Genomic DNA, 13,574 nt, shown 5'->3' with positions numbered 1-13,574 from the left:
CTCACCGATCAACGTGCGCGCGAGCCGTGAGCGTCGGCCTGCTGTGGATCGGTGCCGGCCTTGATCGCGTCGGCGATCAGCGGAGCCTGCCAGAAGAGTTGGGCGACGCCGAGCGCCTTGGCCCAGCGGGGCCTGTCGCTGTCCAGCCAGTCACGGGCCAATTTGATCTTGGCCGGCATGACGCCGATCAGGAACGCGGCGGCGGCTGCCGCGGCCGGGCGCCGGGTCTCCGGGGTCGTCAGCCCGGCTCCGATCGCCAGCGCGCCGACCCCGGACAGATAGGTGTACGCGCGCGTCCGGCCCGGCAGTGCCGACGGGATGATCTTGTCGAACCAGACGGGCGCCAGGAAGTGCAGGCTGCCGCCGAACAGGAACATCGCGGCGAGCCGCCGCGCCGCCTTGTCGGTCCGGGTCATCGTTCTCCTTGTTCCGCCGCGGGAGTGGCATAGCCCGGTGCCAGCTCGTCGTACCGGCGGATCCAGTTGGGCGGGATCGCTCCGGACAGGTGGGCGGCCAGCCGGTCGAGGTAGGCGTGGGTGCCGGGCAGGAACCCGCGGGCGTTGCGAGCGCTCAGCCCGCGATGGGTGAAGCGGAGCACGGTTTCGTCGCCGTCGGCCTCGAGTTGGTAGCGGACGACGCCGTCCTCGATCGGCGCCTGCCGCCATTCGTGTTCCAGGACGTGGGGCGGGTCCCAGACCAGGATCCGGCCGGTCATCCGCTTGTCCGGCACCGGGGCCGCCGGGCCGGTCGGCACCAGGTCGATCCGGCCGTCCGCCCTGCCGTCGATCATGGTCGGACCGAACCACTGTCGCCGCTCATCGGGATCGGCGAGTGCGGCCCACACCTTCTCGATCGGGTACGGCAGTCGCCGGACGAAACTGATCACCGCACCCTCTCGGCCATGATCAAGAACGCCGTCGTGATCAGGCATCGTTCGAACGCTCCAGGTGCCGTTCCAGCGCGTCGAGATGGTCGGACCAGAACCGGCGGTAGCGGCCGATCCACCGGTCGATCTCGGACAACCCGTCCGGGCGCAGCGCGTAGAGGCGGCGCTGCCCGTCCGGCCGAACGTCGACGAGGCCGGACTCGCGCAGGATTCGCAGGTGCCGGGAGACCGCCGGCTGGCTCAGCCGCGGCAGGCCGGCGACCAGCGTGCCGGCCGGCTGCTCACCGTCCGCGAGCAGTTCCAGCACGCTCCGCCGGCTCGGATCGGCGACCGCTTCGAAGACGTCCATGGCACAAGAATAACTAAATGCGTATATACGCCAAACCTGATCTATTTGTCAGGTGATCCGGGCAGTGCCAACCAGCCTGTTCGGAAGTGCCAATGGCGGCCCCGGCGCAGATGATCGTCGATCGCGCGTTCCAGCGAGGTGGTGCGGGGCAGACCGGAGCCGTCGCCGAGGGAGCGGGCGAAGATCGCCTCGACGGTGGGCTGGTCGCCGTTCGCGGGCTTCGGCTCGTCGAGCAGCGTGAAGCGGTCCTGGAACCGGAGCAGGTTCGTGGTGGCGTCCAGGTACTCGCGGAGCTGGGGATCCAGCACCCAGGAGACGCAGGTCGCCCACCGCAGCGGTCGCTCGTCCGGGAAGTGCTCGGCAAAGAACTCCGTCGCGGCCATGAGTGACTCGTCGCACGACTCCGGTGTCAGCCGGCCGCGGGGGATGTGGACACCGAGCGCCAGGTCGCCCCGCGCCGGGCCGGAGCCGGCGTCGAACCAGCAGCGCTGCCGTTCGTAGAGGAGCCGACCCACGCGGTAGAGCACACCGCGGAAGTGGGCGGTCAGCCATTGCTGAGCGCTCAGCCCGCCGGTGCCGTTGATCGACCGGTGATAGAACAACTGCGCGGCGAGCTCGGCCATGGTCGCCGTCGTGATGTCCGCCGGGATGCCGCGGGCGTCGTTGTGGGCCCGCAGTACGGGCACGTGGGCGAGGAACACCCAGACGTAGAAGTAGCGGCCCATCGCCGCGGTCGGGGCGGGCCAGCCGTCGATCGTGCCAGCGCCGCCCATGGTCTGCTGAAGCTCGTGGCAACAGCGTTCCAGGAGCCACCAGCGGTCCGGGTCGCGTTCCCGGTCGGGGCGCTCGGCGGCGATCTCGGCCTGGTCCTGCTCGGTCACGCGCAGGCTGGTCAGCAGGTCCGCGAGGTCGTCGCCGGGAACGGTGATCGGCTCCGGCGGAGGGCCGAGGCGGTCGAGCCGAGCCAGGACCTCGTCGCCGGCCGGCGACAGGCCGAGCCGGTCCCGGACGCCGGATCGGACGTCCGCGGCGCCGACGGCTTCATCAGCGGTCATGGGTTCTCCAGGGTTCGTGCGGGCGGGTGGGTGATCAGGCGTTGAGGGCACCGGCCAGGGCCCCGCGAACGAAGTAGCGCTGGAACACGACGAACAGCACGGCCATCGGCAGCAGGCTCAACACCGTGGCGGCATTGATGCCGTTGACATTCTGCGCGAACTGGGTGTTCGTGGTCGCGATGCCGACCGGCAGGGTCATCATGTCCTCGCTCTGCGCCATCAGGAGCGGCCAGACGAAGCTGTTCCAGTTGCCGATGAACGTGAAGATCGCGAGCACCGCCATCGGCTGACGGCACAGCGGCAGGACGATCTGGGCGAACACCCGCGGGTAGGAGGCGCCGTCGATCCTGGCCGCCTCGATGATCGAATCCGGGATGCCGCGGATGAACTGCCGCAGCAGATAGACGCCGAACGGCCCGGCGATCGCCGGAATGATCAGTCCCGAGTACTGGTTGATCATGCCGAACGACGACGCGATCAGATACGCCGGCACCAGCGTGACCGAGAACGGCAGCATCAGGGTGCCCAGCATCAGGGCGAAGGCGGCCCCGCGGCCCGGGAAGTCGATCTTGGCGAACGCGAACGCGGCGAGGGTGTCCAGCACCACCGTCAGGGCAGTGACGCAGACGGCGACGATCACGCTGTTCCCGATCCAGCGGGTGAACGACTGCAGCTGGACGAGCTCGACATAGTTCTGCAGTGTCCAGGACCGGACGTCGAAGGAGATCGTGGCGAAGGTGCTCGTCATCAACGAGGCGAGCAAGATCAACAGGACCGGCCCGGCGAACACGGCGCTGGCCAGCACGCCCGCGATGTGGAGCGGCACCACCCGCAGCACCCGGCCGCGTCGCCGGCGCGGAACGGCCCGGGCTTGCAGCGGGAGGGCCTCCGTGGCCAGGTCAGCCATAGCCGACCGTCCCGGTGTCGCGCCGGGCGACGAAGATCGCCGAGACGAGGGCGGTGAAGGCCAGCATGACCACGCTCATCGTGGCCGCATACGGCACACTGCCGCCGTTGAAGGCGTTCTGGTAGATGTACCACATCGCTGTGTAGGTGGAGGTTCCTGGCCCGCCCTGGGTCAGGACATAGACCAGATCGAAGACCTGGATCGTGTTCACCGTGACCAGGACCAGAACCACCTGCATCACCGGTCTGATCATCGGGAGCTTGATCAACACGAACACCTGCCAGAGGTTCGCCCCGTCCAGCCGGGCGGCCTCGAGCAAGGACTCCGGGATCTCGTTGAACGCCGACATGAAGACGAAGGCGTAGAACCCGGCCGTCGCCCACAACGTGATCGCCGACAGGAACACGATCGTGACGGTTCCGCTGGTCAGCCACGGCACCTGGATCCCGAACACCGTACGGATCAGCAGATCGAGCGGGCCGGTCTCGGAGTCGATCAACACCTTCCAGACGACACCGGTCGCAACCACCGACAGCAGCGACGGCAGGTAGATCATGGTCCGGTAGATCCCCATCCCGCGGACCTGCGCGGACAGCAACGTGCCGAGCGCGAGCGCCGCCACGATCGTGGCCGGGATCAGGACCGCCATGAAGATCACGGTGTTGCCCAGAGTTGCCCAGAACAAGGTGTCCTGGACCACGGCCCGGTAGTTGTCGAGCCCGGCGAACCGGAGCCCGCTGAGCAGCGAGCCGCGCTGGGAGGTCAGGTAGAACGTGTAGCCGACCGGGATGACGACGAAGGTGACGAACACCGCCGCCTTCAGCAGCACGAAGGGCAGCGCGTCCCGACCCGCGATCAGGCGGCGACGAGCGGACCGGCGCCGGGCCGTCGTGCTCACCCGGCCGCCTTCGCCATCTGCTGGACGTGGTTGGAGGCGTCGCTGATCATGGCGTCGAGCTCCTGTCGGCCGGACAGGTAGTCGTTGATCTTGCCGAGCAGGTACTCCTGCGGCTGGTACGGCAGGATGAGGGTCGGGCGGGCGTACTGGCCGTAGGCGCTGGACTCGTTGAGGAAGGTGTTGATCCGCGGGTCCGCGAGCGGTTCGGAGTAGTAGTCGCCCTGAACCTTGCGGGTGGGACGGCCGAGGATCATCCGGATGTAATCGTCCGCCTGGGCCGGGCTGAGCAGGAACTTGGCGAGTGCGACCGCCTTGTCGAGGTTCGGGCTCTTGGCCGAGACGGCCCAGTATCCGCAGCCGGCGACAACGAATTTTCCTGCTGGTCCGGACGGCAGGTCGATCACCTTGACCCGGGCTTTCGGAAACTGCTTGGCCTGAGCGGGCGTGAACTGATCGGTCCATTGCATGGCCACGGCACCGGAATAGACGGCCGCACCCCATTTGCTGTTGTCGGTGTAGAAACCGGGCGGCGTGGCGCCACCGGAGTCGCTCATCGCCTTGAGCGATTGCAGCGCCGCGCGCCCCTCGTCGTTGTTGAAGCCGATGTCCTGGTGATCGGCCGAGATGTAGTCGCTCCCGTACGCCCAGAAGTACTGCCAAACGTAATTGTCCTCGGCTGCCGGAACGAGGGGCCAGTTCATCCCGTAGTGGGCGATGCTCGTGCTGTCGAACCCGGAGTCGCCGAGCCGGCGGCCGGACTTGTCCATGGTCAGGGCCTTGGCGAACTCGACCAGATCGTCATACGTCCTGGGCAATGGGGGCTTGCCGGCCTTCTCCCAGATGTCGAGGTTGAGCACCAGAGAGAAGTAGCCCTGGGTGAACGGGACAGCCAGCAGTTCGCCGTTGTCGCCCTGCGCCGCGTCCAGATATCCCTGGGGACAACCTTCGAGAATCGGGGCCAAGTCGGCATCGGAGAAGTGCTGGCGCAGATCGGCCAGGACACCGGTCGTCCGCCATTTGTTCATCCACGGAATGATCTGGTACGTGACGTCGGGCGGTGTGCCGCCGGAGAAGGCGGCCGTGTATTTCGTCAGAGCGTTCTCCCACGGAATGACCAGGCTGGACACTTTGGTCCCCGAATTCGCCTGTTCGAACCCCGTCGTCATCCGCTTCACATAGGCCGCCATCTCGGCATCGGAGGCGTTCGGTGTCAGCCAGAAGGTGACGTTGCCGGACCCGGCACCGCCCCCTGCCGGGTTCTGACAGCCGGCGAGTCCGAAAGTTCCGCTTGCGACACCCATGGCGCCGGCGGCCCGGAGCAGTGAACGACGACTCAGCGTGGGCGCAGGGGTCATCTGATTGATCATGACGTACCCTCCACTAGTTTCGAAATATCGAAAACTAATCCGGTTTCCTGGAAAGTCTAGACCTCGATTGATCAGCTCGACAAGATAGAAGCCGGGCCGAGGGGTCGCAGAATCGATATTCATGTATACGTATCCAATCAGGAGGTGGTGACGCTGCAGGCCGAAGATCACCCCTGTGGGTCGGGAGCGTCTCGCGAGCTGGCGTTTCGGGCGCATTTCCCATGGCTGCTGCGGTTGCCGGGCGAGCTGCTCGCGCGGCTGGACTGGGCGGAGTTCCAGGTGCCGATCGGTGCGGTTGCGGATGTCGTACGGCGGCTCGAAGGGCTCACCGGTCAGTTTGCGATGACCTACCGCGAGCAGGGCGGGCACCGGGCGGCAGGCACGGTGCAGCTGTGCCGGGTGATCGAGGCGGCGCCCCTGTCCGAGGTCGATCTCGCCGTTCTTGTTGATCTTGAACGGACACTCCCGGGCGTACGTGTCGTGCTGTATCGCAATCCACTGAGACTCCGCTCGCCGGTCGTGGACTCCACGCGGGGTAGCTGAATCCGAAATTGACAGGGCCCTGTCAATCGAGGGAGGATCGTGATCATGAGTCGTGCCGTGACCCTCCAGCGCATCGTCGTCTCCGTGACGAACCTCGAGGAGGCTCTCGCCTTCTACCGCGGGGTCCTCGAGCTGGAGATCGCGAACCGCGCCCCGGGATTCGCTTGGCTGCGCAGCGCCGACGGCGTCGAGTTGATGCTGCACGAACGGGCGTCCTCGCCGTCCGACACCGCGGTGGCCGTGGGGTTCGCGACCCCGGCGCTCGACGAGGTCGTCGCCCGCTGGGCGGCGGCGGGCGGTGCCATCGTCGACGCTCCTGAGGTTCGTCCGTGGGGCGAGCGGATGGCTGTCGTACGCGATGCCGATGGCCATGTGGTCTGTCTGAGCGAGCGGGCATGAGCTCCGCCCGGCGGCTGACCGAGCTGGTGGACGAGGTCTTTCGGCTCTCCGACGCGTTCACGCGGGCGGGCGATGCGATTGTGGCCGAGGACGATCTCACGGCCTCGCGCTGGCTGACGCTCGGTGCCGTTGCGCACGGCCCGCGCAGCGTGGCCGGCATCGCCAGGAGACGCGGCTTGCGACGTCAGTCGGCCAGCGAGTCCGTGGCCCAACTGGAGGCTGCCGGGCTCGTCGAACGAACCCCGGACCCGGCCGATGCGAGAGCCCCGTTGGTGCATCTCACCGAGGCGGGGCGCCGCACGCTCGACCGTATCCGGCCGCGGCGACTGGCCTGGGCCGAACGTACGGCGGCGGCCGTGACCGAAGCAGAACTCGCCGCCGCCGTCGACCTGCTCCGGCGGCTGCGCGGCGTGCTGGCCGAGGACGAACCTGACGAGAGAGGAAACCATGATGCGAACCGCGGACGGTAGTGCGGGTGACGCGGACTACGGAGTGATCGGCACGTCCTACAGCGACTTCCGCCGGCCCGACCCGCGGCTGGCCCAGACGGTGTGGGACGCCCTCGGCGACGCCACGACGGTGCTCAACGTCGGCGCCGGTGCCGGCAGTTACGAGCCGACCGATCGGTCGGTGACCGCGGTCGAACCATCCGAGAGCATGCGCCGCCAGCGACCGCCCTCGCTGGTGCCGGCGATCGACGGCGTGGCCGAAGCGCTGCCGTTCGCCGACGACTCCTTCGACGCGTCCATGACCACGTTCTCGGTGCATCAGTGGGCGGACCTCGAGGCCGGCCTCGCCGAAATGCGCCGGGTGACCCGCGGGCCGGTCGTCATCCTGACCTGCGATCCCGACCTGCTGCACCGCTTCTGGCTCACCGAGTACGCTCCGGAGGTGATCGAGACCGAGCGCCGTCGGTACCCGACGATCCGCCGGCTGCGCGACGGACTGGGCGGCGACGTGACCGTGGACCTGGTGCCGATCCCGCTGGACTGCACCGACGGGTTCAACGAGGCCTACTACGGCCGGCCGGAGCAGTTGCTCATCCCGGAGGCGCGCTCGGCGTGCTCGGCCTGGAGCTTCGTCGCACCGGATGTTCGCGAGACGTACGCGCGGGTGCTCGCGGAGTCGCTCGAGAGTGGTGCCTGGGATGCGTCGTACGGTGAGCTTCGCCGCCGGCCGACCTTCGAAGGATCACTCGTCCTCGTGCGCGCGATGCCGTCCTGACCAGGAGAACTCAGGCCGGAGGAGCCCCGTCGAGCCAGGCGCGGTAGGCGTCCAGGTCGACGTTGCTGCCGCAGACGATCGTGACGACGTGCCGGCCGGCGAAACGATCATGATCTTCGAGGACGGCCGCCAGACCGAGCGCGGCCGACGGTTCGACGACGAGGCCGGCGTGCTCGTACAACAGGCGCATCGCCGTGATGATCGACTTCTCGGAGACCAGGACGGCGTCGTCCGCGACGAGGAGCAGGTCGCCCAAGACCTCCGGGATGGGGTGCCGGCCCGCGACGCCGTCGGCGATGGTGTGGATCGAGTCCGTGGTGACGACGCGTCGTTCGTGCCAGGAACGCGTCATCGCCGGTGCCCCGGACGGCTGGACGCAGATCACCTCGACTCGGGGCGCCTGGGCCTTGATCACGTGACCGACGCCGGTCGCCAGGGCGCCGCCGCCGAGCGCGATCAGGACGGCATCGAACGGCGGTTCGGCCGACCGGTGCTCGACCAGTTCCAGGCCGATGGTGGCAGCGCCCTCGCAGGTCTCGAGGTCCAGGCTGTCCTCGACCAGCCGGATGCCGTGATCACCGGCGATGGCTGCCGCCCGCTCGCGCGCCGTTTCGATGTCGCCGTCCACCAGCTCCAACCTCGCGCCCAGCGCACGGATGCGGTCGAGCTTCGCCTTGGCTGCATGGCGAGAGGCCACGACCGTGACCTCGAGTCCCCGCCGCCGACCGGACCAGGCCAGGGCCTGGCCGAGGTTGCCCGCGCTGGCGCACACCATGGCGCGCGGGCCGGTCTCGGAGACCCGGCTCGCCACCACCTCGGTCCCGCGCGCCTTGAAGCTGCGGACCGGGTTCGCGGTCTCGAGCTTGATGCTCACCGCACAGCCGAGGACGGAGTCCAGCGCTTCGCAGCGGTACAGGGGAGAGTCGAGGAAGACCGGATTGATCATGCTTCGGGCCGCCCGGATCCGAGCCGGGTCGAGCCGGGTCATCGTGCGGCTCCCGCGTACCGGTCCACGGCGGTGACGACCGCGAGCGCGTCGTGGAGGGCCGCGACATCGTGGGTCCGGATGAAGTCGACGCCCTGGCCGGCGGCGTACAGCTCGGCGGCCAGGCTGGCCGGCCCGATCCCGGCGAGGTTCCGCCCGGTGATCGCGCGGAGGAACGACTTCCGCGACGGCGAGACCATGATCGGAACGCCGTACCGGGCTCTGATCGTGTGGAGTTCGGCCAGTACGGCCAGCGACGGTTCCGGTGTGGCGCCGAGGAAGTAGCCGAGTCCGGGATCAATGATCAGCCGCTCGCCGTCCAGGCCCGCCGCCTGCAGCGCGGCCAGCCGCTGATCGAAGAAGCGCAGCAGGCCGGCCAGCACAGCCTCGGGATCGGTGCAAACCTTGGTGGCGGGACCGTGCCGCTGCACCGAGTGCATGACGACGAGCCGACAGCCGCTGTCGGCCAGCTCCGCGTACCGTGCCGGGTCGGCGAAACCCTCGATGTCATTGAGGAACGTTGCGCCGCGAGCGGCGGCGAACTGCTGGGTCCGGGGCTGGTACGAGTCCACCGACACTGCGATCCCGGCGGCGACCAACTCCTCCAGAACCGGTTCCAGCCGCCGCACCTCCTCCTCGGCCGTCACCTGCTCGGCTCCCGGATGACTGGCGGCCGGTCCGAGCTCGATGACGTCGGCCCCCGCCGCGTGCAAGCGGTGCGCCTGCGCGAGGGCGTCCGCCGGAGCCAGGAACCTTCCCCCGTCGGAGAACGAATCTTCGGTGACGTTGACGATCCCGACCAGCGTCGGGCGGGGCTCTCCCTGGGGAGCCAGATGAGGTAGCACAGCCGTGTCTCCCGGATCTCGATCAACCAGAGCCCAGGCGCACGGCACGACGTCACGTCGACGAGGCCGCTCCCTGATGGTGATCCATCGCAAGACGCCAGTCACGGCCCGATCGACACCCTAGCAAGATCACTCGAGGTTCTTCGGCGGGGCCGATCGCCGGGATGCGGCGACAAGAGATTCGGATGGCCCCGCGGGATGCGGCGGCCCTGGAGACGCCGCAGCCGTGTCGGTGCCGTACGAGGCTGAGCGACCCGATTCCCTTGGTCGTCAGGGAATCGGGTCGCTCATGATCACGACGCGCAGTGGACGTCGACGAAGTAGGTCGCGGACTTCTGGGTGTTCCTCGCGACCGAGACCGGAACGGTCACGGCCCCGTCGGCCGGCTGGTAGGTCGTCCCGTTCGGACCGTGAACGTCGTCGATGATGCAGCCCGGCTGGTCCTTGATCGTGATGAAGTGCTGTCCCGGCTCGACCGCTTCGACGTGTGCTTCGTGAAACGCCAGGACCGCGGGGTTGTACTCGGAATACTTGACGTTGCCGGCTCCGGCAGTGTCGGTCCACGTCACCGCCAATCCGTCGATGTAGCCCGGCGTGCCGTGCTCGGAGAACCGGGTGTCGATCTCGATCGGTACGTTGTCGCGGACCTTGAAGTTGTCGGTCTTGCTGTAGCGGGGGACGAAGCAGTTCTTGTTCCCGGGCGCGGTGCAGTCCAGCAGCTCGGTCGGGCTTACCCAGACCTTGTAGACACCGCCGTTGTTCGGGGTGTCGGCGAACGGGAACAGCTGCACGGTGGCTCCACCGTCCTCGCCCTCAGCGCCGGTCAGGTGGGCACACGCACCCGAGGGCGTGACGTCCTGGATGACGCCGCTGGTGTCGACGGTGAACTGCCGGCAGGTCACCGGATCGGTGGAGAGCAGCGTCTTGCCCGATGGGTCGGTGACCTGGAAGCTGTACGTTCCCGCCGGGAGCCCCGCGGCGTCAGCGGGTGCGTTGATGCCTGGACCGCCGTTGAGGTAGACGTCCTCCTTGGCGCCGTAGCTGTTGAGATTGACGGGCACACCGCTGGCATCGGTCGTGAAGATCGCTCCAGAAAGGGGAGTGGTCGGCGGTTCCGCGGCAGCCGGCGCCGCGATGGTGGTCGCGAGAACCGCTGCCCCCACCACCGCGAGAAGAAAGCCCTACGCATGACTCCCTCCTGCGGGAAGCTGGGTGGATGGGACCGTTGCCAGAGTGCAGGAGATCTCATGCAGAAAGAGGTGCTGCCCCCGACGCGGATGAAGCTACGCTCACCCCACATCCACGGAGTGATAGTTATGGGAATGTGATCCTCGTGACCGAGTGGTGCGATTCGTGCTTACCGAGCGGCACTGAAGACGATCCATCGATCCAGTCCGCACCGGCGAAAGCTTGGGCACACGCCAAGATCAACAACGATCCGGCGCACCAGATCCTCCGCACCAGGTCGCGATCTCCTCGGAAGCAGGTGAATTGCCCTGCGAACAAGGGGTCTGGTGGGCGCAAAGGGACTCGAACCCCTGACCCCCTGCTTGTAAGGCAGGTGCTCTAACCAGCTGAGCTATGCGCCCGCACCGGGTGTGCGTCGACTAACAGTAACGGCAGCGGGGCGGCGGGCCAAAGGCGATTCCGCCGCCGGGCTTGACGTATGTCGATAGTGGAATATGATCACGATATGGCCAGGGCAGCGACCACCTCCGACGTGTTCAACGCGGTGGCCGAGCCCTGCCGCCGGGAGATCATCGGCGCGCTGGCGGCCCGGGAGCGGTCGGTGGGGGAGTTGGTGGAGACGCTCAGGTTGCCGCAGCCGGTGGTGTCCAAGCACCTCGCGGTGCTGCGGGCGGTCGACCTGGTGGGGGTACGCAACGACGGGCGGCGCCGGGTCTACCGACTGGAGCCGGCCGCGCTGGTACCGATGGAGAAGTGGTTGTCCGGGCTGCGGCGGACCTGGTCGGATCGGTTCGACCGGTTCGACGCCCTGCTGGCCGAGTTGCAGGACGGCAGCTCATGATCAACGAGACCGCGGTGACGCTGCCCAGTGAGACCGAGATCATGATCACCAGGACGTTCGATGCTCCTCGTGAGCTGGTCTTCACGGTCTGGACGACGCCGGACCTGGTGCGCCGGTGGTGGACCTCGCCCGACGCTCCGCTGGTGGTCTGCGAGATCGACCTCCGGGTCGGCGGACGCTGGCGGTACGTGTCGCGCGACGCCGACGGCACCGAACTCGGCTGGTACGGCACCTATCGCGTGATCGACCGGCCGCGCCGGCTGGTCTCGACCGAGGGCTTCGAGGGCAATCCCGGTGTCGAGGCGATCAGCGAACTGCGACTGACCGAGCAGCAGGGCCGGACCACGATGATCATCACCGTGCGCCACGGCAGCCGGGAGCACCGGGACAACCACGTCAGCTCCGGCATGGAGGCCGGGCTGAATCGATCTCTCCGGCGGATCGATGCCATTCTTGACCAACTGACGAAGGAGCCATGACCATGACACCCGCTGAGCGTTACCGGCAGGTCGCCGCAGGGTTCACCGAACGCGTCCGCAACGTCGCCGAGCCGGACTGGGCCAAGCCCGCGCCGCCGGACGGCTGGACGGCGCGCGACGTCGTCGGCCACCTGACCGAATGGTTCCCCGCCTTCCTGGCCTCGGGGGCCGGCATCAACCTGCCGCAGGGACCTCCGGTCACCGAGGACCCGCTGGCCAACTGGACCACGATGAGCGACGGGATCCAGCAACTCCTGGACGACCCGGCCACCGAGGGCAAGTTCCTTGATCATCCGGTGGCCGGGCGTCATCCCCTGCCGCAGGCCGTGCAGAACTTCTTCACCGCCGACGTCTTCATGCACACCTGGGACCTGGCCCGGGCCACCGGACAGGACGAGACGCTCGACGAGGAGTTCGCGGCGGAACTGCTGGCCGGCATGGAATCGCTGGACGAGGTGCTGCGGGCCAGTGGGCAGTACGGGCCGAAGGTCGAGGTGCCCGAGGATGCGGACGTCCAGACGAAGTTGATCGCGTTCATCGGCCGGCAGCCCTGAGCTGGTGACGACCGAAGTCCTGTTCTCCGCCGCGGATCGCTACTACCGGTTCGCGGTGCAGGAGCTCAAACGATCACTGCCCGTGGCTGATCATGTCGCCGTCGGTGACGACGCCGGCCTGATCCGCCTGGACGGTGCGGGACTGGCCGAGGTGGTCACGGCGGCGCGGTCCGGTGACCTCCGGTTCGTCCGGCATCTGGCGAACGCGACGGCGCAGCTGCCAGTCGACCAGGCCGACGACCCGGCCGTGATCATCGACCTCGCGACGTCGGCGGTGCCGGCGAAGAGCCCGATTGCCGTGCAGGTCTGGGCGAGCGGCCGGAGCCGGCACCGGCCCGAGGCGATCCGGGCGGCGATCGCCGCCCGGCTGGCGACTGACGGCCGTGAGGTCCGGCGAGCCGGCTGCGACCACGTCCTCGCGGTCTGCCTGGGTGAGCGGCGCGTCGTCGTCGGTCGGACCCGAACGGCGGACGCGCTGGCCGACTGGCCCGGCGGTCGGGTCCGGCTGGCCGACTCGCCGCACCAGATCTCGCGGGCCGAGCACAAGCTCGAGGAACTGTTCTCGTTGTTGCCGTTGACGATCAGCGGCGACGCGCTCGATCTCGGGGCCAGCCCGGGCGGCTGGAGCCGGATCCTGCTCGAGTACGGCGCTCGCCGGGTGCACGGTGTCGACCCGGGGGAGCCGGCCCCGTCGCTCGCGCGCCGGCCCGACCTGAGCTGGCACCGGACCACCGCGGGGGAGTTCATCCGGCGCACCCAGCGGACCTTCCAGGTGATCGTCAACGACATGCGGATGGACCCGCTGCAATCGGTCCGGACCATGATCACGGCGGCTCGACTGCAGCGCCCGGGTGACTTGATCATTATCACACTCAAGATCACCACCAACCGGCCGGTCGAGAACATCGACCGTGCGCTTGGGAATCTGGGCGATTCCTACAAGATCATCTTCGCTCGACAGTTGCATCACAACCGAAACGAAGTTACGGTCGTCGGCCGACGGCGGTAATCGCCGCCGCCACGGATTGTCACGGGCTTTCCGTACCGAAGGCTG

General features: G+C 68.1%; 18 protein-coding genes, 1 tRNA gene and 1 riboswitch. Of the genes, 8 read left to right on the top strand and 11 right to left on the bottom strand.

Features of this window, described 5'->3' with window-relative positions:
• Positions 1–8: 8 nt before the first annotated feature.
• Genes AC6CCG_RS29965 through AC6CCG_RS29935 form a run of 7 tightly spaced genes read right to left on the bottom strand, consistent with a single transcriptional unit; the run spans position 9 to position 5,462 of the window.
• The gene (locus AC6CCG_RS29965) at positions 9–416 is read right to left on the bottom strand and encodes a DoxX family protein (protein ID WP_496658462.1); all 408 of its coding nucleotides are present in this window, start codon (positions 414–416) and stop codon (positions 9–11) included.
• Entirely contained in the window at positions 413–931 is a 519-nt protein-coding gene (locus AC6CCG_RS29960; RefSeq protein WP_496658461.1) for an SRPBCC family protein, read from the bottom strand. The genes AC6CCG_RS29965 and AC6CCG_RS29960 overlap by 4 nt, the downstream gene beginning before the upstream one ends.
• The gene (locus tag AC6CCG_RS29955) at positions 924–1,235 is read right to left on the bottom strand and encodes an ArsR/SmtB family transcription factor (protein WP_496658460.1); all 312 of its coding nucleotides are present in this window, start codon (positions 1,233–1,235) and stop codon (positions 924–926) included. The genes AC6CCG_RS29960 and AC6CCG_RS29955 overlap by 8 nt, the downstream gene beginning before the upstream one ends.
• Positions 1,236–1,276: 41 nt before the next feature.
• Entirely contained in the window at positions 1,277–2,290 is a 1,014-nt protein-coding gene (locus AC6CCG_RS29950; protein WP_496658459.1) for an acyltransferase domain-containing protein, read from the bottom strand.
• Positions 2,291–2,324: 34 nt separating this feature from the next.
• Positions 2,325–3,197, bottom strand: a complete 873-nt coding sequence (locus AC6CCG_RS29945) for a carbohydrate ABC transporter permease (protein WP_496658458.1) — start codon at positions 3,195–3,197, stop codon at positions 2,325–2,327.
• Positions 3,190–4,095 carry a carbohydrate ABC transporter permease gene (locus tag AC6CCG_RS29940; protein WP_496658457.1) on the bottom strand — a complete coding sequence of 302 codons (906 nt, stop codon included), beginning with the start codon at positions 4,093–4,095 and terminating at the stop codon, positions 3,190–3,192. Before AC6CCG_RS29940 ends, AC6CCG_RS29945 begins: the two co-directional genes overlap by 8 nt.
• Positions 4,092–5,462, bottom strand: a complete 1,371-nt coding sequence (locus AC6CCG_RS29935; RefSeq protein ID WP_496658456.1) for an ABC transporter substrate-binding protein — start codon at positions 5,460–5,462, stop codon at positions 4,092–4,094. Before AC6CCG_RS29935 ends, AC6CCG_RS29940 begins: the two co-directional genes overlap by 4 nt.
• A 144-nt stretch (positions 5,463–5,606) precedes the next feature.
• On the opposite strand from AC6CCG_RS29935, the gene AC6CCG_RS29930 reads away from it, so the two are divergent.
• Genes AC6CCG_RS29930 through AC6CCG_RS29915 form a run of 4 tightly spaced genes read left to right on the top strand, consistent with a single transcriptional unit; the run spans position 5,607 to position 7,628 of the window.
• Positions 5,607–6,005 (top strand): hypothetical protein, encoded by a 399-nt coding sequence (locus AC6CCG_RS29930; protein WP_496658455.1) that lies wholly within the window; start codon positions 5,607–5,609, stop codon positions 6,003–6,005.
• A gap of 45 nt (positions 6,006–6,050) precedes the next feature.
• The gene (locus tag AC6CCG_RS29925) at positions 6,051–6,404 is read left to right on the top strand and encodes a VOC family protein (protein ID WP_496658576.1); all 354 of its coding nucleotides are present in this window, start codon (positions 6,051–6,053) and stop codon (positions 6,402–6,404) included.
• Positions 6,401–6,874, top strand: coding sequence for a MarR family winged helix-turn-helix transcriptional regulator (locus AC6CCG_RS29920; protein ID WP_496658454.1), 474 nt, complete (start codon positions 6,401–6,403; stop codon positions 6,872–6,874). Before AC6CCG_RS29925 ends, AC6CCG_RS29920 begins: the two co-directional genes overlap by 4 nt.
• Positions 6,852–7,628 (top strand): class I SAM-dependent methyltransferase, encoded by a 777-nt coding sequence (locus tag AC6CCG_RS29915; protein ID WP_496658453.1) that lies wholly within the window; start codon positions 6,852–6,854, stop codon positions 7,626–7,628. Before AC6CCG_RS29920 ends, AC6CCG_RS29915 begins: the two co-directional genes overlap by 23 nt.
• Positions 7,629–7,638: 10 nt before the next feature.
• On the opposite strand, the gene AC6CCG_RS29910 is transcribed toward AC6CCG_RS29915, so the two are convergent.
• From AC6CCG_RS29910 to AC6CCG_RS29895, 4 genes are all read right to left on the bottom strand, one after another.
• Positions 7,639–8,616, bottom strand: coding sequence for a threonine ammonia-lyase (locus AC6CCG_RS29910; RefSeq protein WP_496658452.1), 978 nt, complete (start codon positions 8,614–8,616; stop codon positions 7,639–7,641).
• Positions 8,613–9,416 (bottom strand): dihydropteroate synthase, encoded by an 804-nt coding sequence (folP, locus tag AC6CCG_RS29905; RefSeq protein ID WP_496658575.1) that lies wholly within the window; start codon positions 9,414–9,416, stop codon positions 8,613–8,615. Before folP ends, AC6CCG_RS29910 begins: the two co-directional genes overlap by 4 nt.
• A 66-nt stretch (positions 9,417–9,482) precedes the next feature.
• A riboswitch (ZMP/ZTP riboswitch) is annotated at positions 9,483–9,573 on the bottom strand.
• Positions 9,574–9,751: 178 nt separating this feature from the next.
• Entirely contained in the window at positions 9,752–10,621 is an 870-nt protein-coding gene (locus AC6CCG_RS29900; RefSeq protein WP_496658451.1) for a hypothetical protein, read from the bottom strand.
• Positions 10,622–10,970: 349 nt separating this feature from the next.
• Positions 10,971–11,047: transfer RNA gene (locus AC6CCG_RS29895), tRNA-Val, on the bottom strand.
• Positions 11,048–11,151: 104 nt separating this feature from the next.
• Here AC6CCG_RS29895 and AC6CCG_RS29890 point away from each other — a divergent pair.
• From AC6CCG_RS29890 to AC6CCG_RS29875, 4 genes are read left to right on the top strand one after another with little or no spacing between them, the layout of a single operon-like run.
• Positions 11,152–11,487: an ArsR/SmtB family transcription factor gene (locus AC6CCG_RS29890; protein ID WP_496658450.1), complete on the top strand. Its 336-nt coding sequence runs from the start codon at positions 11,152–11,154 to the stop codon at positions 11,485–11,487.
• Positions 11,484–11,966, top strand: coding sequence for an SRPBCC family protein (locus tag AC6CCG_RS29885; RefSeq protein WP_496658449.1), 483 nt, complete (start codon positions 11,484–11,486; stop codon positions 11,964–11,966). The genes AC6CCG_RS29890 and AC6CCG_RS29885 overlap by 4 nt, the downstream gene beginning before the upstream one ends.
• Complete coding sequence (locus AC6CCG_RS29880; RefSeq protein ID WP_496658448.1) at positions 11,963–12,520, top strand: TIGR03086 family metal-binding protein; 558 nt, start codon at positions 11,963–11,965, stop codon at positions 12,518–12,520. The genes AC6CCG_RS29885 and AC6CCG_RS29880 overlap by 4 nt, the downstream gene beginning before the upstream one ends.
• Before the next feature lie 4 nt (positions 12,521–12,524).
• A complete protein-coding gene (locus AC6CCG_RS29875; protein ID WP_496658447.1) occupies positions 12,525–13,529 on the top strand; it encodes an SAM-dependent methyltransferase in 1,005 nt (334 codons plus the stop codon).
• Positions 13,530–13,574: the final 45 nt, after the last annotated feature.

This window comes from Microlunatus sp. YIM B11417, from assembly GCF_059617205.1.
The sequence above is the reverse complement of the archived record's forward strand: the minus strand, read 5'-3'. Positions and strand labels throughout refer to the sequence as shown.